General features: G+C 68.6%; 18 protein-coding genes. 4 read left to right on the top strand and 14 right to left on the bottom strand.

Going from position 1 to position 21,653, the window contains the following annotated elements; all coding sequences use genetic code 11:
- Positions 1 to 806: 806 nt before the first annotated feature.
- Positions 807 to 1,133, top strand: a complete 327-nt coding sequence (locus IE271_RS43645) for a hypothetical protein (RefSeq protein WP_308435228.1) — start codon at positions 807 to 809, stop codon at positions 1,131 to 1,133.
- A gap of 53 nt (positions 1,134 to 1,186) precedes the next feature.
- Here the strand turns inward: IE271_RS43645 and IE271_RS32705 are convergent, their stop codons facing one another.
- From IE271_RS32705 to IE271_RS32655, 11 genes are read right to left on the bottom strand one after another with little or no spacing between them, the layout of a single operon-like run.
- Positions 1,187 to 1,639, bottom strand: coding sequence for a pilus assembly protein TadG-related protein (locus IE271_RS32705; protein WP_190194110.1), 453 nt, complete (start codon positions 1,637 to 1,639; stop codon positions 1,187 to 1,189).
- Positions 1,639 to 2,118 (bottom strand): TadE family protein, encoded by a 480-nt coding sequence (locus IE271_RS32700; RefSeq protein ID WP_190194109.1) that lies wholly within the window; start codon positions 2,116 to 2,118, stop codon positions 1,639 to 1,641. Before IE271_RS32700 ends, IE271_RS32705 begins: the two co-directional genes overlap by 1 nt.
- Positions 2,097 to 2,525 (bottom strand): TadE family protein, encoded by a 429-nt coding sequence (locus IE271_RS32695; protein WP_190194108.1) that lies wholly within the window; start codon positions 2,523 to 2,525, stop codon positions 2,097 to 2,099. The genes IE271_RS32700 and IE271_RS32695 overlap by 22 nt, the downstream gene beginning before the upstream one ends.
- A 16-nt stretch (positions 2,526 to 2,541) precedes the next feature.
- A complete protein-coding gene (locus IE271_RS32690; RefSeq protein WP_190194107.1) occupies positions 2,542 to 2,757 on the bottom strand; it encodes a hypothetical protein in 216 nt (71 codons plus the stop codon).
- Between the two features lie 53 nt (positions 2,758 to 2,810).
- Positions 2,811 to 3,701, bottom strand: a complete 891-nt coding sequence (locus IE271_RS32685) for a type II secretion system F family protein (RefSeq protein WP_190194106.1) — start codon at positions 3,699 to 3,701, stop codon at positions 2,811 to 2,813.
- Positions 3,698 to 4,642: a type II secretion system F family protein gene (locus tag IE271_RS32680; protein ID WP_190194105.1), complete on the bottom strand. Its 945-nt coding sequence runs from the start codon at positions 4,640 to 4,642 to the stop codon at positions 3,698 to 3,700. The genes IE271_RS32685 and IE271_RS32680 overlap by 4 nt, the downstream gene beginning before the upstream one ends.
- Positions 4,639 to 6,132: a TadA family conjugal transfer-associated ATPase gene (locus IE271_RS32675; RefSeq protein ID WP_190194104.1), complete on the bottom strand. Its 1,494-nt coding sequence runs from the start codon at positions 6,130 to 6,132 to the stop codon at positions 4,639 to 4,641. Before IE271_RS32675 ends, IE271_RS32680 begins: the two co-directional genes overlap by 4 nt.
- Positions 6,122 to 6,952, bottom strand: a complete 831-nt coding sequence (locus IE271_RS32670) for a CpaE/TadZ family protein (RefSeq protein ID WP_190194103.1) — start codon at positions 6,950 to 6,952, stop codon at positions 6,122 to 6,124. The genes IE271_RS32675 and IE271_RS32670 overlap by 11 nt, the downstream gene beginning before the upstream one ends.
- The gene (locus IE271_RS32665; protein ID WP_229919705.1) at positions 6,952 to 7,683 is read right to left on the bottom strand and encodes an SAF domain-containing protein; all 732 of its coding nucleotides are present in this window, start codon (positions 7,681 to 7,683) and stop codon (positions 6,952 to 6,954) included. The genes IE271_RS32670 and IE271_RS32665 overlap by 1 nt, the downstream gene beginning before the upstream one ends.
- Before the next feature lie 21 nt (positions 7,684 to 7,704).
- Positions 7,705 to 8,595, bottom strand: a complete 891-nt coding sequence (locus IE271_RS32660; RefSeq protein ID WP_229919704.1) for an ATP/GTP-binding protein — start codon at positions 8,593 to 8,595, stop codon at positions 7,705 to 7,707.
- Positions 8,541 to 9,146, bottom strand: coding sequence for a hypothetical protein (locus tag IE271_RS32655; RefSeq protein WP_190194102.1), 606 nt, complete (start codon positions 9,144 to 9,146; stop codon positions 8,541 to 8,543). Before IE271_RS32655 ends, IE271_RS32660 begins: the two co-directional genes overlap by 55 nt.
- 619 nt (positions 9,147 to 9,765) lie before the next feature.
- On the opposite strand from IE271_RS32655, the gene IE271_RS32650 reads away from it, so the two are divergent.
- Entirely contained in the window at positions 9,766 to 10,425 is a 660-nt protein-coding gene (locus IE271_RS32650; RefSeq protein ID WP_190194101.1) for an HAD family hydrolase, read from the top strand.
- A gap of 200 nt (positions 10,426 to 10,625) precedes the next feature.
- On the opposite strand, the gene IE271_RS32645 is transcribed toward IE271_RS32650, so the two are convergent.
- From IE271_RS32645 to IE271_RS32640, 3 genes are all read right to left on the bottom strand, one after another.
- Positions 10,626 to 11,093: a hypothetical protein gene (locus tag IE271_RS32645; protein ID WP_190194100.1), complete on the bottom strand. Its 468-nt coding sequence runs from the start codon at positions 11,091 to 11,093 to the stop codon at positions 10,626 to 10,628.
- 230 nt (positions 11,094 to 11,323) lie between these two features.
- Positions 11,324 to 11,449: a hypothetical protein gene (locus IE271_RS43435; RefSeq protein WP_268256247.1), complete on the bottom strand. Its 126-nt coding sequence runs from the start codon at positions 11,447 to 11,449 to the stop codon at positions 11,324 to 11,326.
- A gap of 256 nt (positions 11,450 to 11,705) precedes the next feature.
- A complete protein-coding gene (locus IE271_RS32640; protein WP_190194099.1) occupies positions 11,706 to 12,101 on the bottom strand; it encodes a hypothetical protein in 396 nt (131 codons plus the stop codon).
- Positions 12,102 to 12,903: 802 nt separating this feature from the next.
- Here IE271_RS32640 and IE271_RS32635 point away from each other — a divergent pair.
- Together IE271_RS32635 and IE271_RS32630 are read left to right on the top strand one after the other, a co-directional pair.
- A complete protein-coding gene (locus tag IE271_RS32635; RefSeq protein WP_229919703.1) occupies positions 12,904 to 16,512 on the top strand; it encodes a LamG-like jellyroll fold domain-containing protein in 3,609 nt (1,202 codons plus the stop codon).
- A gap of 152 nt (positions 16,513 to 16,664) precedes the next feature.
- Positions 16,665 to 21,572: an RHS repeat domain-containing protein gene (locus tag IE271_RS32630; protein ID WP_190194098.1), complete on the top strand. Its 4,908-nt coding sequence runs from the start codon at positions 16,665 to 16,667 to the stop codon at positions 21,570 to 21,572.
- Positions 21,573 to 21,653 lie beyond the last annotated feature (81 nt).

Genomic DNA, 21,653 nt, shown 5'->3' with positions numbered 1-21,653 from the left:
ATACTGCTGGGCTCGCTGGTCGGGACCGACGGCGAAGCAAGCGTCGTCGACTGGCTCGGCGCGGGCGCAGGGGCGCGCTCGCCTGCGTGGCCGTCCCCCTGCCCATCTTGCCGCTCTTGCGCGTCCTGTGGGTCTTCGTCAGCCGGGGGCGCAGTCGGCTGCCCCTTGGAGTTGCGGACCCGGCTGTCCTCTTGCGAAAAATCGTCCTTGTCGGATGCCGGGCCGGGCACGGTGACCTGCTGGCCGGCGTAGATGACATCGGGGTCGCTGATACGGGGAAGACCGTCGGGCTGCTGGGTGTCGCGGCTGGCTGCAAAGAGCTGCGGCCACTGCCCGCTGTCTCCGAGTTCCTCTTTGGCGATTTTTGATAGGTTGTCGCCGGTCTTCACCGTGACCATGTGCGTGCCGCCTTCGGATGCGGCCGTGGCTTTCTCCAGCTGCGGCCGCGCTCCTGGGGCCGTTCCCGCCGTAGGGTCAGCGGTCGTCTGGGGCATCTGTAGCGTCCAGCCCGGCTGCAGGAAGCTGCTGGCATGGAACCTGGCGCCGTCGCTCATGGTGCGGCTCTCGTTCAGCTCGGCGATCTCGCGCCACCGTTCGCCGTCGCCCAGCCGCTGGGCGGCGATGCTCCACAGGCTCTCCGCCGGCCGAACCTCTCGCACGGTGTAAATTCCGCGGTCCTGCGCCGTGTCGGCGGCTGGGGCTGCGGCCGTCTCCTGCTGCGGCTGCTTAGTCTGGGTTGGCTGCTGTCCGGGTACTGCTGTGGCGCTCAAGGATGGGGTTGCGTGGGCAGGGGAGGCCAGTGCGGGGTGGGCGGGCAGCAGTACCAGGATGCTGCCGATGAGCGCGGCCGCGACGCGCTGGGAGGCTCCCAGCTCGCGCGGGGCCCGCCAGGCACGTCCACGCAGCTGCGCGAGGAGCTCGCGCACGGCGCACAGCGTGAACTGCGCCCAGCCCAGCCAGCCGACGGCGACAAGCAGCAGCAGAAACACGCTGCCTGTGTCCTGCCGGTCCAGCAGGTGCACCAGGTCCTGGTGGCTGCTTGCCCAGATGACGGGGGTGGCCCAGGCCAGCAGCAGCGGCAATCCGACCACCGTGCCGGCCAGCACCAGCAGACTGCCCACCGCTTTCAGTAGCCGGATGGCCGTAGATGCGGCGGCGGGGGAAGAGGTGGCAGAAGAGGTGCGCATCAGGTTCCTTCGGGAGCGGTGACGCCGTGCAGGAGGGTTGCCGTGCCATGGCCGGTCACCGCGAGTCGGCTGATCCCGACTACGGACAGGAACCGGGTGGCGTAGGAGTCGGTGACGCTGACCGTGAGGGTGGTGCCGTCCCCGGCGACGACGACCGTGCCGGAGACCTTGGCGGAGGCGAGATAGGCATAGGCGGCTGCCTGGGCATCGTGCGGGTCGGCCACCACGGCCTGGCCGGTGACCGCCCGGGCGGGATCGATGGCCTGTCCGCCCGCGCGGGCGGCCTCGCCGGCCAGGTAGTCGGCGCGCTCGGTGGCCCGCAGCTTTCCGCCGCCGTCCACGGCCACGCCGATGATGCCGAGCAGCGCCACCACACACACGGCAACAAAGACGGTGACACCGCCCCGGTCACCGAGCCGCCTTCGACGCTGCCGCCAGCAGTGACAAAGCATCAGCTCTCCCGTTGCCGGTACTGATCCACAACCGACGTCGCACTCGATTCCAGGGTGCGGGCGCCCGGTATGCTCGGCAGCAGAAGATCGGCGAGCGAGACCGTGCAGTGCACGGTGACGGTGACGGTGCTGACCTGGCCCACCGGCACCGCCAGCCCATCCGTGTCCACGACCACGGTGCTGGAAGCGCACTGGATGCCCTGGTCGGAGAGGGACTCGGCGGCGGCCGCATGAGCGGCATCCTGAGCGGCGGCCGCGGTGCGGTGGATGGAGGCCTCGCGGGCTGCGTCCTCGGCGGCCGCGTCAGCCTTCGCCCCGGCGGTGACGATGCGGCCCCCGGCCAGGGCCAGACACAGGAACATGACCAGCACCGGCAGGATGACGGCGGCCTCAACGGCCGTACTGCCTTCATCGTCGTGCAACCGGCGCGCCCGCCGAGCTGTGTCTGGCACCTGGCTCACTCTCCTGGAACGGTCCATCGCTCCACCGGCCCGGAGGCGGACTGGCTGACACTCAGACCCGGCAGGCCCGGAATCATCGACTGGGCCGTTCCGCTCACCTGGATCCGCACCCGCTGGCCGTCGCTGCCGGCGGTGGACACGCGGTAGCCGCGCAGGCTGTCCCCGGCTGTGCGGGCCAGCACCTCACGCGCCCGGCCCGCACCGTCACCGGGGGTGGCCTGGTAGGAGCGGGCGGCGCTGACGCCCTCGCGGGCCGCGGTCACCGCGATCTGCCGCGCGTAGTACCACATGGCCCCCTGCACCACGGCGATCGTGGCGAGCAGCACAAACGGGAAGATGATCGCCATCTGTACCGCGCTCTCTCCGCGGTCCTCACGCCAGCGGCGCCACCGCCTCCAACGGGCGAACCGAACTTGAGCAGTCATCGACATGAGCCCTCTGTCACAGGCCGTTGAGCTGGCCGTTGTACTTGGCGATCACCACGCCGATGGTGCCAGCGATCAGTACGGCGCCGGTGATGGCGGCGACCCAGATGATGACGGTGGTGACGCTGATGTCGCCGCGGTCGGGCCGGCGGGTAGCCTCGGTGACGCCAGCGTGCAGCCGCATAGTCAGCGCGAGCACGGCGCGGCGGGTACGGGCGGCGAGGTAGGTCATGGTCGTGCCTCCGGAGCAGGGATACGAGAACGCGGAAAGACCGCGCCGGGTGGTCAGACAGTGAGCATGCGGATGACCGCGGGGAACGCCATCAGCAGCATGACCAGCACGGCGAGGAGGGCGCCGGGGGTGGTCATCTTCTCGCTGGCGGTGTTGGCTTCCGCGGCCTGGGCGGTGAGCAGTTCGGTGTTGAGGGCGGCGGTGCGGGCGCGCAGGGCCTGGTAGACGGCGGTGCCGTCGGTGGCCGAGCCGCGCATGATGTCGGCGACGTCGTCCAGCACCGGCAGGTCGTACTCCGCAGCCAGTTCTGATAGCGCCTGATAGGGCGGGATTTTCTCCAGCCGGGCCCGGCGCAGCGCGCCCTGCAGATACACGAACTGCCAACCCCGCCCGACGGCAGCGGCCTTCTCCAGCGCCTCGGCGGGGCCGGCATCGGCGGCGCGCTTGAGCGCGACCAGGTCCAGATAGGCCGACAAGGCGTGTGCGAACTCCTCGCGCGCCCGCGTGGCCTGGTCGCGCACGGCGAGATCGGGCGTGACAAACAGCAGCACCGCCACCACCAGCCCGACCACCGCCGGCACATAGAACGGCAAGGAAACGCCGGCGACGATCCACGGCACGGTCGCCAGCACCGGACACAGCAGCCCGAGCGCGGCGAGCGCGGTCTTCTTCAGCATGAACTGCCCAGGCTGCTGCCCGAGCAGGGTCAAATTCGTGGCCGGCACCCGCACCCCGGGCACACGTTCCAGGCGGGCCAGCAGCCATCTACCCCACCGCTCCTCACGGTTTAGCTCCGGCTCTTGCTCCGACAGGGCCAGCGCGCCCGGGCGGGTGCGCTGCAGCGCCACGGCCAGCGCCGGCTGCGGGCGCAGCAGTTCGCGCACGAGCAACGCGAGACCGGCGCCGATAGTGCCGCCGATCAGCACCACGGGGAACACGTTCACGACTCGGCTCCTTCCAGCCTCCGGTCCGGCTCCTCAGCGGCGGCGGGCGCGCCGGGCAGGAGTACGGTGCTGGTCGCATCGGTGATCAGGAAGCGGGGGATGCGGCGGAAGTTGCCCAGCTGCCGCATCAGGGCCAGCACGCCGATGAACCCGGCGGTCAAGAAGGCCAGCACGAGCTGGCCGAGCAGGGTGGCGTAGGGCCGGGTGTAGGAGGGCACGAAGAATCCCGCGACGACCACAGCGATGGTGATGATCGTCATCCACCGCACCGTGGTGCGCGGCTTGGCCCGGTCGGCCTCGATGGTGCGCTTCTTGGCAACCTCCTCGCGCACCGTGCCGGCCAGGTCCTCCAGGGCCTGGGCCAGTCCGGGGCCGCGGTCGTTGACGGACAGGATCAGCGCGGCCACCACCTTGTCCGCGGTGATGTCGTCGAGCTCGCCGGCGAACGCGCGCAGGGCCTCCTGCGGCCGCCAGCCCAGCCGCAACCGGTCCGCCAGAGTGCCGACCTGCACGCCAAGTTCCTCCGGTGCGCCTTGGCGGCTGGTGATGATGGCCTGCTCCAGACCCATGCCCAGACGCAGCAGCCCGGCCAGGCGCTGCGTCCACTCGCTCAGCGCCTCCAGCTGTCCGATGCGTGCCTGGGCGATCTGCGCCGGAGCGATCAGCCACGGCCCCCCGACCACCGCCGCCCCCAGCAGTACGCCGCCGACGAAGTTCCCCGAGATCAGCCACACCAGCGTGAACACCAGCAGCGCCGTGACGGCCCGGGTGCGCCGCCGCAGCCGTGCATCCGCACTCCTCTCTCCGCCCGCGTGCGGAACCTGCCACCGCTGCCAGAACGGTGCCCGGCGCGGCGCGGTGGTGCCGCGGACACCGACGACCATGCCGATTCCGCCGCCGACCACGGCCATGCCGCTCAGCAAGGCCCACAGAAGAGTCACCGGCCCGCCCCCACCTTCAGCGGCAGCGGGGCCGGCCAGGCGCCGTGGGGGTACTGCAGCAGGCTGGAGTCGAAGCCGACGCGGCGCAGGTCGTCGATGCAGGCCGGGTCCATGCGCGGCACCGCGCGCAGTTCGCCGACCTCGGTGCCGGGGGAGAAGACCTCATTGGTGGCGGGGCGGCCGGACTCGCCGATGCCGGTCAGCTCCAGTACGTGGGAGACGTAGCGGTGGCGGCGGCCGCCGATCTGCGTCTCATCGGTCATGTCGACGTACACGATGAAGTCCAGGCCGTTGGCGATCTGCCGGTAGGCCAGATGCTCGGACAGGTTGCCCTGCGCCAGCGCATACAGTTCCGCGATCCGGTCGAAGACGATGTCGGGGCGGCGGGCGTGGATGGTGCACAGGTTGCCGCCCGAGCCGTTGGTCAGGGCCTGCAGCATCGCCACCACCTCCGGCCCGCGCACCTCGCCGACCACGATGCGCTCCAGCGACATCCGCAGCGCCGGGTGCAGCAGGTCCAGCAGCGACACCTCGCCGGCCCCGCGCCCGGTGGCATCCTTCTCGCCGTTGGACTCCCGCCCGATCAGGGACACCACCTGCTGGTGGTAGCCGTTGGCGTGGGCGAAAAGTTCGTCCTCGCTCTGGATGGTGGCAAACCGCTCCGCCGGGTCGAACTCCCTGAGCATCGCCCGCAGAAGGGTGGTCTTCCCGGCCTTCTGCTTGCCCGCGATCATGAGGTTTTTGCCCGCGCGCACGCACGCGCCGAGGAACTCGCGCAGGACCGGATCGATGGTGCCCAGGCGTACCAGGTCGTCGAGGGTGGCGTGCACGACGCGGTGCCGGCGGATGACCGCATATGTTGTCGGGCCCAGGCCGGTGATGGCCTGCAGCCGGGAGCCGTCCGGCAGCGACAGCGCCAGCGTCGGGTGGGCGGTGGAGATGGTGCGCTCGCTGTGTCCGGAGGAGCGGGCCAGCTCCCGCAGCAGTTCCAGCAGCTCTTCCTCGGAGTCCGCGATCGGCCCCACCCGGCGCCGCTGGCCGTCGCCGTAGTCCAGCCATACCTCGTTGGGGCCCTGGATGATGATGTCCTCGACCCGCTCATCGTCCAGGTACGGCTGCAGCCGCCCCGCCCGGTAGAGCAGGTCATACACCGCCCGCCGCAGTGCCGCGTCCTGCTGCGGCGCCATCGCCTGCGCATCGGACCACACCGCGACGGCCTCGTTGATCCAGTCCAGGCAGCGCTGCTCCTCACTGGCCCGGTCCATGTCCGGGTGCGTCTTCAGCAGTTCCTCGCGCTGCTTGGCGACCTGGGAAGCGATGTGCCGGGCCACCTTGTAGTCCACGGTGACCTGTGGCGTCGTGGCGCCGAGCGCCTGCGCGCTTGAGGCGGCACCCGCCGGTGTGGCGTGCGCGGCCGCGCGCCGGACCTGCTGCGTCGACGGCGGGGCCGGAGCCACGGTGGGGTCGGTGTGCAGGGGCCTACCGCGCACGGCTGATCACCCCCGCCCCTGTGGCCGGTGCGCTGCGCGGATCGAGCCGGGCCTTACGCACTGCAGTGCGCTGTACCAGCAGGGCCGCGGCGGTCCGGGCGGCCTTCATCAGCGGGGTCTTGGTGAAGTGCTTGGGCTGCTCGGCTCCTTCGGACAGCACCGCGGCGTCCTTCGGGGCATACGGCAGGGTGGCCACGACCGGCGCCTGCAGCACTCGCTGCACCTCGCCGGCCGGATACGGGCCGGCGTCGACGACTACCAGGCCGACGTCGCCGACCCGCTCGGCCAGCGCACTCACCCGGCTCTGGGCGGCCTGCAGACTGCGCAGCGTGTTGCGCACCACCACCAGCACACTGTTGGCCTGGTCGGCCAGGATGCCGGACGGGCCGAACGCCCCGCGGCGCCCCAGGTCGACCAGCACGTCGTGCCCGTGCTCGGCCTCGATGCCGCGGAACGTCACCGCCAGCCCCTTCCACACCGATCCCAGGCTTGCCGCCTGCGCAAAGTCGGTGATCCCGGGTAGCAGCAGCCGGTCCCGGGCGGGCTGCGGGGTGCCGTCCTGGCCGGTCAGGTCGATCAGCTGCCGCCAGAACGCCGGGCCGAACTCGCCCGTGCGCGCCGCCACCGACAGATTCCGCAGCCCGTAGCGGTCGCCGAGTGTGCCCTGCAGCAGTCCGTGCAGCACCGCACCGCCGTCCGGGTCGCACTCGGCCAGGATCATCCGCCGCCCCGGCTCCAGCGGCCACGACAACAGCAGCGCCAGCGCGCTCGTGGTCACCCCGGGCGCACCGCTGCACCCGGCCAGCGCGATCACCGCCATCAGGAACCGTCCGGAGCATCGAGGACCAGACGCAGCGTGTCGGCCGCCACCCACGCCGCCACCGTGGGCCCGTCATCGGCCGCGGTGGCGACGTCGACCACCACCACGCCCGTGCCCGGAGCGGTGGGGGAGGCCTTCACCACCCGCCCGGCGATCGTCTGCGCCTGGTCGCCGGACGCCTCGCCGCTGCCCGCCTCCGCGCCGGCGCCGGCGTCGCTCTGGCCTTGTGCGGGTACGTGGACCAGCTGCACCTTCTGGCCCGGCACCAGGGCGGTGGCGGGGATCTGCTCCGGCTTCAGCCCGATCGGCACCAGCTGCTCACCCGCCTTGACCAGGGAGCTGCTCGTCACCTGGGAGGGCGCCAGCAGGGAGCCCGGCGTGAGCTGCACGGCGGCGCGCTTGCCCACCACCGTCTCCAGCTCCCCGGCGGGCACCGCTTTGACGGCCGGGTCCAGCGCCAGGGAGGCCTGGCCCAGATCCTGTTCGGTGAGGACCTGGCCCACCTGCACGTTGCGGACGACGGTGACCACCTGGGTGCGGTCGCTGACCTGCAGCAGCAGAACGGCAACCCCGGCGCCACCGGCGGCGATCAGCGCCAGCGACAGCGCGATCACCCCGGGCCGGCGCCTGCGCGCGGACACCCGCGGCGGCGCCACCGGGCCCGCCGTGCGGGCCTGTGCGGCCACGTCGTGCGCGCCGGGCATGGTGATCTGTTCCTTGGTTGTGCTCACGTTCTGTCCTTCCGGCGGCTCTTACCTGACGACCTGCAGCTCACCGACGGCCACTTGCACTTCGGACTGGCGGACCTCGGTGAGCTGGCCGGCCGCTCCGCCGCCCTGCCAGTCGATCGTCCACGTCGACGTCGCACGCACCGCGTACTTACCGCCCGTCGCGCCGGCGGAGGAGGCGGTGTAGCGGCGCCCGCAGGTCGGCGACTCCTTCATCCCGGCAGCAGCCGAGTAGGGGGTGCCCGGGCCGGTGCAGGTCACGGTGGCGCCGTCGCCCATCTCCCACACGATCTTGGACACCTTCGCCGTCGCCGTCACGGTCACCCCGCCCGCCGACGCGGAGGCGGTGTTGGGCCCGTACGTCGTCGCACTCTGGTTCACCCACAGCCACATCGGCACCCCGACCGTGTAGCGGCCGGCCGGGCGCGGGCTGGCGATGTCCGGACCCAGCAGCGTCATGGAGTCCACCGCACGCTGCGCCAGCTCGCGGGGGTTCACCTGCGGCACGTCCTCGCCCTCGCCCACCACGACGAACCCGTCGGGATTCGCGGTGCCGCCGTCGGTGCAGGCCCGGAAGTACAGATCGCTCTTGTCCGGGTCGGCGCCGTTCCAGGCCGGATGGTCGGCTGGCGGCTTCGGATCCACCTTGGTCAGCGTGCACTTCACCGTGCTGTCCCCGCCGCCCGTGCCGGAAGCGGCGGTCTGCCCGCCGTGCGGACCGGTGCCGCCTCCGACCCCGACACCGACGCAGAACCGGATGGCCTGGCAGTGGCCTGCGTCGATGTCCGGGGCGGCGTCGGCAAGGGCAGTGCCGGCGGCGGCCAGGATCAGCGCGCCGGTGAGCGTGGCCAGACGTCGGGTCAGCAGGTGCGGTCTTGTGCGGTCAGTTGCGTGACCATCCACTTCGACCCCCATTGTTCGAGCGTGGCGGTGCTGACGTACTTGGTGAGCCGCTCGGTGGGCAGCGGCACTTTCTTCCTGGAGTCCTTGTCGATCAGCGTCCACTTGGTGCTGTCGACGCAGTCGGACACGGTGGCCTTGGGGATTTTGGCGTCACTCACCTTGGCGACCTTCGGGTGGATCATCGGCTTCCCGGTGGCGATCTGCCCGGCCCGGCGCATGGCCGACAGGTCGCTCTCGACCAGGGCCAGGGCCTTGAGGCTGGTGTACTGCTTCAGGTCGGTGCCGTCGGAGGATGCCTGCGCATAGGCCTTCGTCTGCTCCTCCCACGAGCGGGTGTAGGCGGCTAGGACGGCCTCATGCTCGGGGTCGGCCGTGGCGCTGGGAGCGGGGGAGCTGGCTGCTGTGTTGGAGCTGGTCTTGGACGGCACGGCATCCGTGTCCATGTCGCCGCTGCAGCTGGCCAGCGCTGTCAGGCTGCCCGCGGCGGCCAGCGCGGCGGCCAGACGCCGGGTGGAGGCGGTCATCGGGCGCAGCCCATTGGAGCGGCGTTGTGTGTGCGTCACGTTGTCTCCCCTACGACACGGTGTGACATGGCCGCTGTCTCCCGGCTGCGGTCATGCGTACGTGTGGCCGCAAGATTACGGAGAAGCCCGTCGACGTCCCAGGGCGGTGAACTCGGTCGCCTATGCAATTCGGGGCATAAGTAGTCGTTTCCGGAATTCGAATGTCGACTTGTTGCTCACCGGGTGCGCGTTTCTCCAGCATGCGACGTCTGACATCTGTCACTCGAAAACCCTGAGCTCGCACCCTGTACGGTCGGGCGAAATGTGGGATTCTGCTGGCGGGTGCTGCAGTGGCGCTTGTGACTGGTGACTTCAGCCTGTGTTTTACTCCGTCACCTGGCAAAGGCCGTTCTGGCGGGTCAGTTCTTCGTCGACTCCGACGAGGTCGACCGGGCCGCCCGTGCCGTCATCGCGCAACTCAGCGCCTGTGCTCACCCGTGGGTATGGGGCCGCTGCAAGCAACCGCCCCGCGCCATGAGACGCCGCTTCGAGTACCGCTTTTGATAAATGCAGCCTGCATTTCGCGGCGTGACGTTCTGTAATGGAAGCCATGCGAGCTGTGATAATCGGGTGCCGAATCGGGCGACGACTGGCTGACGTCCTCGGTAATCTGCGGAGCATGATCCGTGCGGTGGTGTTCGACGTGGGCGAGTGTCTTGTTGACGAGACCCGGGAGTACGGGACGTGGGCCGACTGGCTGGGAGTACCACGGCACACCTTCGCGGCGGTGTTCGGGGCGGTCATCGCGCAGGGTCGTGACTACCGCGAGACGTTCCAGGAGTTCCGGCCCGGATTCGACCTGATCGAGGAGCGGGAGAAGCGCGCGGCCGCCGGGCAGCCGGAGTGGTTCGGCGAGGACGACCTCTACCCGGACGTGCGGCCCACGCTGGCCGCCCTGCGCGGGGCGGGGCTGTGGGTGGGCATCGCCGGGAACCAGACCGTGCGGGCTGGCGGCCTGCTGCGGGGGCTGGATCTTCCTGCCGACATGATCGCCACCAGTGATGACTGGGGTGTGTCGAAGCCGGATGTGAGGTTCTTCGAGCGCGTCGTCGAGGCGGCGCCTGCCGAGCCGGGCGAGACTCTCTATGTCGGCGACCGGCTTGACAACGACATCCGCCCGGCCGTGCAGGCGGGACTTTTGACCGCCCTGATCCGGCGCGGTCCCTGGGGCACGATCCAGCAGCATGATCCGGAAGCGGACGCGATCACGACGATGCGCGTCGAGTCGCTCGCGGAGCTGTCGGGAAAGATCGCCAGGTTCAACGCTGACGCGCGCTGACCGTCGCGCCCCGTCATAGTGACGATCGTCGAGGCCCCGGACGCCTCGCTCGTTCTGCCAGGGATGGGAAGTCTGTGCCAGCTGACGGCCCCTCAACTGACGCCGTAAACCTGCTTATCCATGTCCTCAATGGTGATGACTGGCTTTGCGGGGACCTGCTTACCCGGATCAGTGGCGGTAAGTTCGGTAGGCCAGGACGCCTATGGGGTGAGTCCGGCCCCCTTGATAGTGACCCGTAGTTCAGCATCGAAGCCTCCGGAGCCAGTGACTCTCAGCTTGACGTCGTAGAACGCCTTCTTCCTGCCCTGGTTGGTGCTGGCTACCGGTACGGTCACTGCCGAATCGGTGACAGCAGGCTTGTAGATCTTGATGTCGCCCTCGGACAGGATGACGTCACGGCACCGATACCCGGCACACCTGCACGCACACTCCGGCAACTGCAAGCTCGTCTCACATCTGTGCAGAGCAACTCCGCAGATCAACTCTGACAGCCATTCGTGGACAGGCTCCTCGGTGCGGGTGTACTGCCATTGCACGTTCGTCGAGGCGGTGCCCTGCCATACGAAGCCGGTCTCGCCAATGGCGAGGACGCCGCCGGTGACGCGATGTCCTGCGGTGCAGGTGGCAGATCGTCGCGGACGGCATCGGCGTTCCAGCTGCCCACCCAAAACCCGTCTACCGCTGCTGCACCGGCACTCCGGCCGGGGCCGGTCCTACTGGCGCCGCTGCCACCAGGCCATAGCCCGCGCCTGCCACCGCAGACACCACAACCACGCCACCGTCCGGCCACCACCCCGAACTGCAGCGGCGCAGTCGATCTCCAACTGAAGGGTTAATACTCCAGCCGTAGATCGTGATTTTCATGGGTGGAGGGCGGTTTGGCGGCGGTACCGGTAGTTCAGGGCACGCGCAGCGAGAGCAGGTATGCCCTGGTCGCGCGCCAGTCGAAGGTCTCGCCTGAGAGTTTCAGGCGGGAGAACTTCGCCAGGATGTGCAACAGGGCGGCGACCTTGGGACACGGCAATCCGTGGCGGGTCACACTCCTGCGCCCAAGTACGGCCCCGGACCACAGCCATACAGAGGGGCCGAAGCCGTCGACACCGACCTGCGGCTCACTGTCGAACAGCTCAGCTGCGTGCAGCAGGAATGTGATGTTGAGGGGGGGAGTGGGGTCGGCGTCGTGCCGACCGTCACGCTGACGCTCATCATGAACGTCTTTCCACCCATCGAGCGTCCGAAGGCGATCGCGACCTGGGCGTCGGCCGCGCGAGGGTGGCCTGTCAGGCGAGCGGATCCGCGTCGGCGTCGTGCTTTTTCATGCATGCCTCGTCGAGGGCCGTCAGGGTGATCCCTCCGCCTGCCGAGGCGAGCTGGTACCTCGCGACCACGGTCCATCCACGCTGCTTGAGGACCACCTGGGCCGAGGCGAGCGCTCCGTCGTTTGCGTAGCTGTTTTCCTGCTGCCGGGGCTGCTGCCAGTCACGTTCGCGCAGCTCACCTATCAGCGCCTTGAAGTGGGTCTCGTCGACCGGGTCGGTCTCAGTGTGCATGCCCATGAAGGCGACGGCGCACGATCGCTGGGAGTCGGCCGGCGCGTCCTCGTACCCGCGGGCGTATTCCGGTCTGTTCGCCGGAATGCCCGCGTCCGCAGTCGAGGCGTCGAGGTCGGTGCGCACGACCTCTTTCGTGAGCGGTCCGGTGCCCTGGGGGCGCGGCGACACCGGCGCCGCAGCGGGGGCTGTCTCGGTGCCGCTCGTGCCGCAGCCCGTGGCCCCGAGCGCGATGACCGCTGTAGCCGCAGCTGCCCACTTTATCCTGCTCATCATTGTCCCCTCCCCGGCCGCAGGGGCCTCATCCCCCGCGATCGAAGAAGGAGTGTGCCACGGTTGCGCCGATGGGTGACCTCCTGGCCCTACCGGATGAAACCCTGACTTCCTGTCGGCTGGCAGAAACTCGCTTACGAGCGTCTCTTTGGCTGTGTGTCTCGCATGTCTGCCGGTGCTCGAAGCGCTTCTGTGGGGAAGTCTACGGGTCCCAGCGGCGCACCCGTACGCCTTCACCCAGGACGAGTTGCAGACATAAGGGCTGGTCGGCGGCCGGACTTCCCTGCGGCAAAGGGAGCCGCGTTCGCCGTTCGGCATTCACTAGTTCACCTTTATTTCATTCTCAATTGGTTAAGTGGATGGTTTTTGCGCCGCGAGGGCCATTTGCTGTGGGGATGTAATTGGTGCACCGCCGGGAAAATTTCCCATTTCGCGCATTGTGATTCTTGTGGTGTGCAGAATCTTGGTGTTTTATGTGACGGCTTTTGCGGGGTGGGCATGAGCGCTCGATATGTAAAGAGGGGTGGGGCTGGTGCGCGTGCGTGCACGAAGACGTGGTGGGTCGGGCGGTTTGGTAGTGGTGACGGCTGCCGCGTTGCTGCTGGGGCCACTGCCCGTGACAGTGCAGGCAGCTCCATGGGCCGGAACATCCCAGGTGCCAGAAACATCGTCCGATCGCAGTGAGGCCGAGCAGGCGTTGGAGAAGGCCGGCGAGACCGGCGAGCGGGTCGAGGTGGTGGGGCAGCAGTCGAAGGACACGACCGTGTACGCCAACCCGGACGGGTCCACGTTCACGCTGGAGCAGTCGGCGGTTCCGGTCCGGGCGGCGACGGCTGACGGGGGCTGGCAGACTCCGGACGCGACACTGGTACGCCAGGCGGACGGGAGGGTGGCGCCCAAGGCGGCCGCTGTGGCGATGGAGTTCTCCGGTGGCGGCTCTGACGATCCGCTGGTGCGGATTGACAAGGACGGCAGGTCTCTCGCGCTTGGCTGGCCCGGTCGGTTGCCGGAGCCGGAGCTGGACGGGACGAGTGCCCTGTATCGCGGCGTGCTGGACGACGTGGACCTGAAGGTCACTGCCTCCACCGAGGGTTTTCAGCACGTGCTGATCGTCAAGACGCCGCAGGCGGCCGCCCAGCCAGAACTGCAGCAGGTCGAGTACTCCCTCAAGGCATCCGGGCTGAGCGTCGTTGAGAACAACAGCGGTGGTTACAACGCTGTCGACGAGGACGGCAACTGGGTGTTCCGTGCGCCGAGGGCCCATATGTGGGACTCGACAGGTACGGGTGGCACCACTCAGGCGTCGGGTAAAACCGCGCGGGCCGCGGCCTCCGTAGCCGCATCTGCGCAGGAGGCAGGGGACGGCGGGTCAGGCAGTGAGCCGGCGCCCGGGGCCACGGTCAAGGCGATGCAGGTGTCGGCGGACCAGGACTCGCTCACGGTCAAACCTGACGCTGACATGCTCACCGGCACCGAAGCCGAGCACTTCCCGTTGTACATCGACCCTTCCGTATCCTGGGGCGAGGCGGAGCGCACCCTGCTGCGGTCGGACGGGTACGAGTCCTACGGGTGGGGCAACGGCGACGATGACCTGGGCAAGGGTATCGGCAAGTGCGGCACATGGGGCGGCTACCACTGCGGTCCGGGGTACACGCAGCGGCTCTACTTCGAGTTCGCACCGGACAAGCTGAAGGGCAAGCGGGTCCTGGACGCCACGTTCCGGGTGACCGAGCCGTGGGCGTTCCAGTGCAGTCCGCGCTGGATCCAGCTGTACCGGACCAACAACATCTCCTCGTCCACGACGTGGGCGTCGCGCCCGACGCATCTGGACCTGGTGGGTGACCGGAACGTGTCCGCGGGACGCGGTTCGTCCTGCGACCCGGACACTCCGGCGGCGCCGATCGAGTTCAACGACGACCCGAGCGAAAGCTACGAGAACCTCACCCCGACCGTGAAGAACTTCGCGGACGGCAAGTTCTCGCGCCTGACGCTGATGCTCAAGGCCAAGGACGAGACCGACGCCTCGGCATGGAAGCGGTTCCGCAACGACGCAGTCCTCGCCGTCACCTACGTCGGGCTGCCGGCCGTGCCGACCAGCCCGAGCATCGCGTCCTCCTGCGAGACCAATGCGTCGGACCCGGCCTGGGTCTCCGATCCGACGCCCAGGTTCAGCGCCAAGGTCCAGGCGGCCTCCGGTGGTGAGAGCGGGGCGAGCCTGCGAGCTCACTTCTACGTGCAGCAGAAGACCTCCAGCGGGTGGACGGTAGTGGCCACCGAGCCGGTCCGCCCGTCGAGCGGCTATGTCGGGGACAACGCCACGGTGAGCCTGGACTCGCCGATCACCCTGGCACAGAACACCCCCTACCGGATGGCGGTGTTCACCCGCTCCTACTACAACAGCGGTGCGAACTCGATCGAGAGCAACAGCACGGTGACGACGAAGGGCTGGTGCTACTTCACGATCGACTCCACCCGTCCCAAGATGCCGACGGTCACCGCTCCAGCGGGGGCGGTGTACACGGTGTGTCCCGCTGACAGTGACGGCTGCGGCGCGGCGACCGGCGGTCCCGGGACGGCGGGCCAGTTCACCTTCACCAAGAACTCCGCCGACGCCAACATCGTCGCGTTCGAGTACAAGCTCGCCACCGACAAATCCTGGACGAAGGTGTCGGCGACCAGTTCGGTCACCCGGTCCATCAAACCGGCGCTCTCGGGCGTGCAGGTCCTGTACGTGCGCGCGGTGGACAGTGTGGGAAGCGGCCAGTCGGGCGAGACCACCGCGATCCGGTTCAACGTCGCCGAGGGCGAAGGCCCCTCAGGCCTGTGGCACTTCGACGACGCCGCCCCCGATTCCGGGTCCACCACCGCGGCCGACAAGGGGACGGCGCCGGGAAGCCGGCACAACCTCACCCTGCACGAGAGCGGGGCCGGCTGGTCGACGTTCTCCCGAACCGGTGAGGGAGGACGGTCGCTGTGGCTGAACGACACCGCCAGCACCTCCTCGCAGACCGGCTATGCGGAGGCGTCGGGGCCCGTGGTCAACACACAGTCCTCGTTCACCGTCTCGGCCTGGGCGTACCCGACCGACGACGGGTCCTTTCGCACGGTGCTCTCCCAGACCGGCAGCGACAGCAAGGGAATCTCCCTCTACTACTCGCCGGGCATCGGCCGCTGGGTGTTCCTGATGCACTGGTACGAGAACGGCACGCGCAAATACATCGGTGCGAACGCCGATGCGACGCCCGGCATCACCCTGAAGGCCTGGACCCATCTGGCCGGCGTCTACGACGGTGAGGCGCACACCCTGAGCCTCTTCGTGAACGGGAAGCGCCAGGGTGATCCGGTTCTGGTTCCCGAGGCGGGCCGGGCGACAGCGGTCGACGGCAAGTTCCAGATCGGCCGTGCCGGCACCACCTCCGGTGCCTTCAACAACTACTGGAAGGGCCGCGTCGACGAGGTCGCCGCCTACCAGACGGTCCTGCCGGACGCCGAGGTGGCCAAGGTGGCCAAGCTGTTGAACGCGGACGAGACCGCGCGGGCCGTCGAACTCGTGGCGGCCTGGCAGCCCCAGGGCAGCACCGGAACCGCCGCCCTCACCGACACCGTCAGCGGCTACGGCAGAAGTCTGCAGCTGAGCGGCGGAGCGTCGGTGACCGACGACGCGATCGTGCTGGACGATGCCGGAAGCTCCGTCACCACGCCGGGCCCGGTCGTCGACGACCGGGAGTCCTTCACCGTGACCACCGAGGTCGAACTGGACACGAAGGCCCTGGGCACCAAACCGGACGGATACACGGCCCAGGTCCTGGGCCAGCGGACCGCGGACGGCTCGGCCTGGGGGCTGTGGTACCAGCGCACCGGCATCGAGGAGTACATCGACGAAGAAAGCGGCGAGTTGTCGAACAGGCCCGTCGGGTACTGGCGCTTCGGCCGCCTCAACAGCGACGGATCCTTCACCGCAGTCGAATCCGACGAGGCGGCAGCCAGCGGCGCGGTCCGACTGACCGGGGTGTACGACGCCCAGGAAGGAACGATCCGGCTCTACCTCGCCTCCACACGCAATGGCGTGGACACGGCCTACACCGCGGCGATCGGGTCCGGTGAGTTCGCCGGCGGCAAGGGCTTCGTGAACAAGGCGTGGAGCCACTACCTGCCGGGCAAGATCACCGACATCAGGATCTGGGTCGGCGCAGCCGAGGAGAACCAGGTCGGACCACTGGTCGGCGCAGCACAGGACGACGAGGGCGACGACGTGTCCGGCTGACCCGGCGCGGCAGCCGGTGCCGGACGCTCAATACAGCATCGGGCACCGGCTGCACCCACATTTTGCACGGCGCGGCACCCATATGTGGAAGCCGCTGATCAATCTGAGTTGTTCCGGAACCCTGATGGGGGTTGTTGGTGTTCGGAAGGCGGATGCCGCGTCGACGACGTTGGCATGATCGGACCAAAGCGGCGCTGGTTCTGATCGTAGCGATCGCAGTGACCGGAGGCGGGCTGACCCCTGTGGCTCAGGCCGCGGAAGGGGCGTCCCGGCTGAAGCCGCTGTGGGAACGGAAGGTCAACAGGACGGAGGCGGTGACCGGGCTCGCCGCCAAGGCACAACGCGAAAACGTTGCCGCCGCGCGGAAGAAGAACGCGTCCCAGGCGGATGACGCGAAGCGAGACCAGAAGGTGACGTGGCCCCGAGGCGGCGAAGGCCATGTGACCGTGATGGCCGCCGGCAAGGCGTCGGCCACGCCGGTAGGCGGGCTGCCGGTCGCCGTCACCGCCCCGAACACCGCCAAGGCTTCGAAAACTGCGAAGTCCTTGCCCGGAAAAGAGGCACGCATACGGGTATGGGGCCACCAAGCCGCGACAGACCTCGGGATCAAGGGTGTCGTGCTGTCGGCCGAGGCGTCACAAGCCGGCGCGGCGGACGTGAGCGTGGACTACGGTGACTTCGCCTCGGCGTACGGCGGTGGCTGGTCGGGCCGCCTGGGCCTGGTCAGGCTGCCGGAGTGCGCCCTGACCACACCGCAGAAGACCGAGTGCCGCACCACCACCGAGGTGGCGTCGACCAACGACATCTCCGCCCAGGCCGTCACCGGCACCGTCACCCTGTCGGCCACCGCCCCCACCGTGTTGGCGCTGACCGCGACCAGTTCGGGCGAATCCGCTTCCGGCTCGGGCACCTACGCGGCCACCCAGCTCTCTCCGTCGGCCACATGGGCGGCTGGGGGATCGTCGGGCACCTTCACCTGGTCCTACCCGATGACGGTCCCCCCGGCCGCCGGCCCCTCCCCGTCCCTGTCGCTCGGCTATGACTCGGGCTCGGTGGACGGCAAGACAGCGTCGACGAACAACCAGTCCACGCAGGTCGGTGAAGGTTTCGACCTCTCCTCGAGCTCGTATGTCGAGCGCACTTACGGAGCGTGCAACAAGGACGGACAGGAGGACAAGTTCGACCTGTGCTGGAAGTTCGACAACGCCAGCCTGGTCCTGAACGGCAAGGCATCCGAACTCGTCAAGGACGACACCAGCGGAAAGTGGCGGCTGAAGAACGACGACGCCTCCACGGTGACGCTGTCGACCGGCGCCGACAACGGTGACAACAACGGCGAGCACTGGATCGTCACGACGGGTGACGGCAGCCGCTACGTCTTCGGGCTGAACAAACTACCCGGAGCCGGCACCGAGCGCACCAACTCGGTATGGACGGTTCCGGTATTCGGTGACGACTCCGGTGAGCCGGGCTACGACCAGGGCAGCACGTTCGCCGACCGCGCAGTGACCCAGGCATGGCGGTGGAACCTCGACTACGTCGAGGACCTGCACGACAACGCCATGTCCTACTGGTACACCAAGGAGACCAACTCCTACGCCAAGAACGACGCGGACACCGCCACCGCTTCCTACACCCGGGGCGGCTACCTCACCAAAATCCTCTACGGGCAGCGCGCCGACAAGCTGTTCTCCGGTGTGACGTCGGGCAAGGTCGAGTTCTCCTACGCGGAACGCTGCACGGCCTCGGACTGCTCCGAACTGAAGGATTCCACAGCCCCCAACTGGCCGGACGTCCCCTTCGATGCGATCTGCGCCTCGAACGCCGACTGCGATGCGACCAGCCCCGCGTTCTTCAGCCGCAAACGTCTGGCCAAGATCGACACCTATGTGTGGTCGGCCGCCACGAGCGCGTTCGCCGCAGTGGACACCTGGGAACTCACCCAGCAGTACCTGGACGGCGGCGACATCGGTGACAGCACCGACCAGACCCTGACGCTGAAGAGCCTGAAGCACACCGGCAAGAACGGCACCGCGATCAGCCTGGACCCGGTGACCTTCACCTACGACATGCGGCCCAACCGCGTGGACGGTGACCGGGACGACATCCTGCCGCTGACCAAGCCGCGCATCCGCACCGTCACCTCGGAGACCGGCGCGATCACCGACGTGACGCTCACGGACCAGGAATGTGTGCGCGGCAGCAACATGCCGACGGCCGAGGACGACAACACCAAGTCCTGCTACCCGCAGTACTGGCACATCAACGGGGCCAAGGAAGCCTCGATCGATTGGTTCCACAAGTACCGGGTCACGGACGTGGTCACCAGCGATCCCACCGGCCACGGCGCGACCATGGAGAGCCACTACACCTACTCCGCCCCGGCCTGGCACTACAACGACTCGCCCTTCACCCCGGCCGACGAGCGCACCTGGTCGATCTGGCAGGGCTACCGCACCGTCACCGCCACCCAGGGAACCGGCTCCAACCTCTCCAAGGTGACCTCCGTGTACCTCCAGGGCATGGACGGCGATCGCCTCCTGAAAGCCGACGGCACCCTCGACCCCGACGCCCGCCGCAGCGCCACGGTGGCGGGCATCGGCTTCGACGGCCTGAACGTGCCGGACCAGAAGGACAGCGAGCCCTACACCGGCTTCCTGCGCCAGCAGATCACCTACAACGGAAGCACCCCCATCGCGGTCACCGTCAACGACCCCTGGTCGAAGAAGACCGCCACACAGCACAAGTCGTACGCCGACACCGAGGCCTACTACGTCCGCACCGGCAAGACGACCACCCACGCCTACCTGACCGCGAAACAGTCCTGGCGCTCAGCGGCCAACACCACCACCTATGACGACTACGGCATGGCAGTGAAAGCCGACAACACCGGCGACACCGCCAAGACCGGTGACGAGACCTGCGCCCGCACCTGGTACGCTCGCAACGACAGCCTCGGCATCAACTCCCTGGCATCCCGCCAACGCACCGTGGGCAAGGCCTGCTCGGTCGGCGAAGCCGACCTGTCCCTGCCGTCCAACGCAGCCTCCGCCGGCGACGTCATCTCCGACACCGCGACCGTCTACGACAACGCGAGCGCCACCGCATGGACCACGGCACAGACCCCGACCAAGGGCGAAGCGACCTGGACCGGCCGCGCCTCCGCCTACCCGGCCACCGCTTCCGGCGGTGAACGCAATCCCTCCACCTGGCGGACCGTCGGCAAATCCACCTACGACACGCTGGGCCGGCCCAGCACCACCACCGACGCAGACAACAATCCCACCACGGTGACCTACACCCCCGAGGACACCGGCCCGGTCACCCGAACCCAGACGAAGAACGCCAAGAACTACAGCACCTACACCTACATCGACCCGGCGCGCGGCCAGCCCACCAAAACCCTAGACCCGAACAACCGCATCACAGAGACGCAGTACGACGCGCTGGGTCGCGCCACGGCCGTATGGCTGCCCAACCGAAGCCACGCCGGCCAGCAGAGTGCCAGCTACATCTTCGGCTACTCCCTCTCCAACACGGCACCGTCCTGGACCTCCACAGGCACCCTGAAGGCGGACGGCGACACCTACTCCACCTCCTACACCCTCTACGACTCCCTCCTGCGCGCCATCCAGACCCAGACGCCGGGCGCCACAAGCGGCCGGATCCTCACCGACACCCGCTACGACAGCCGCGGTCTGGCCTACGAGACCTACGCGGACATCTTCGACACCGCCAACCCTTCCGGCACGTACACCCAGGCCGAGTACGGCGAAACACCCAGCCTGACCAAGACCGGATACGACCCGGCCGGACGACCGACAACGACGACGTTCCTGGTCGGCGGGATACAGAAGTGGCAGACCACGACCACCTACACCGGTGACTCCACCGCCACCACGAGCGTGTCCGGCGGCTCGGCGGCCCGCACCATCACCGACGCCCTCGGTCGCACCGTCGAGACCCGCCAGTACGCGAGCACCTCGCCCGCCGACACCCAATACGGCAGCGGCGTGGGCGCGAACTACACCAGCACCCGCTTCACCTACACCCCCGGCGGCCAGCAGAAAACCATCACCGGCCCCGACGGCGCCGCCTGGTCCTACAACTACGACCTCTACGGCCGACAGACCATGTCGAGCGACCCCGACACAGGCACCACGACCACCGGCTACACCGCACTCGACCAAGTGGCCTGGACCAAAGCGTCCACCGGGCAGGCAGTGGTCTCCGCCTACGACGTGCTCGGTCGCCTCACCGACACCTGGACGACGACCACCAACGCGGACCTGACCAACGCCACGGTACTCGCCGCACAGAAGACGGACGCCAACAAACTCACCCACCTCACCTACGACACCGTCTCCGCGGGCAAGGGCCAACCTGCCTCCTCCACCCGGTACCTGGGGGGAGCCACGGGCAAGGCGTACACCCAGAGCGTCACGGCCTACGACAGCCGCTACAACGTCACAGGGACCAGCCTCACACTCCCGTCCGACGACCCGCTGGTGACCTCCAAGGCCCTCGCCTCGAGCACACTGAAATTCTCCAGCTACTACAACATCGACGGCACCCTGCAGTACACCGAGGAACCCGCGGCCGGCGGGCTCGCTGCGGAGAAAGTGTCCTACGGCTACTCCAGCCAGGGCCTGCCCACCACCCTCACGGGCGGCAGCAAGGGCATCGTCCTGAACACCACCTACACCGACCTCGCCCAGGTCTCCACCTTCCAACTCGGCGTCTCCGAAGCAACCGGCACAAAGAAGATCGACGTACAGAACGGCTACGAGGACGGCACCCACCGGCTCCTGCAAACCCAGGTCCACGCCCAGTCCCACGCCTACGACGCACTGAACCTGCACTACACCTACGACGACGCCGGCAACGTCACCCAGATCTCCGACACCACCACCCTCGCAGGCACCGGCAAAGCCGACACCCAGTGCTTCACCTATGACGGTCACCAGCGCCTGACCGAAGCCTGGACACCGGCCGACGCAAACTGCGCGCCCGAGAACCGCACCACCGCCAACCTGGGCGGCGCTGAAGTTCCCCCTTGAGCGTGGACAGCGGGTGGTTACGCTGCGGGGGCGAGAACTTGTGCTGTCAGGGCCCGGGTCTCGAGCGGGGTGACGTAGCCG

This window comes from Streptomyces minutiscleroticus (assembly GCF_014650875.1).
GTDB lineage: Bacteria > Actinomycetota > Actinomycetes > Streptomycetales > Streptomycetaceae > Streptomyces > Streptomyces minutiscleroticus.
Note: the sequence above shows the minus strand (reverse complement) of the source record. Positions and strands in the feature narration are given on the sequence as shown.

Coding starts and splice junctions, on each gene's coding strand:
- IE271_RS32705 (WP_190194110.1), bottom strand. CDS start 1,639: ATGCTTTGTCACTGCTGGCGGCAGCGTCGAAGGCGGCTCGGTGACCGG.
- IE271_RS32700 (WP_190194109.1), bottom strand. CDS start 2,118: ATGGACCGTTCCAGGAGAGTGAGCCAGGTGCCAGACACAGCTCGGCGG.
- IE271_RS32695 (WP_190194108.1), bottom strand. CDS start 2,525: ATGACTGCTCAAGTTCGGTTCGCCCGTTGGAGGCGGTGGCGCCGCTGG.
- IE271_RS32690 (WP_190194107.1), bottom strand. CDS start 2,757: ATGACCTACCTCGCCGCCCGTACCCGCCGCGCCGTGCTCGCGCTGACT.
- IE271_RS32670 (WP_190194103.1), bottom strand. CDS start 6,952: ATGGCGGTGATCGCGCTGGCCGGGTGCAGCGGTGCGCCCGGGGTGACC.
- IE271_RS32660 (WP_229919704.1), bottom strand. CDS start 8,595: ATGGGGGTCGAAGTGGATGGTCACGCAACTGACCGCACAAGACCGCAC.
- IE271_RS32650 (WP_190194101.1), top strand. CDS start 9,766: ATGATCCGTGCGGTGGTGTTCGACGTGGGCGAGTGTCTTGTTGACGAG.
- IE271_RS32630 (WP_190194098.1), top strand. CDS start 16,665: ATGCCGCGTCGACGACGTTGGCATGATCGGACCAAAGCGGCGCTGGTT.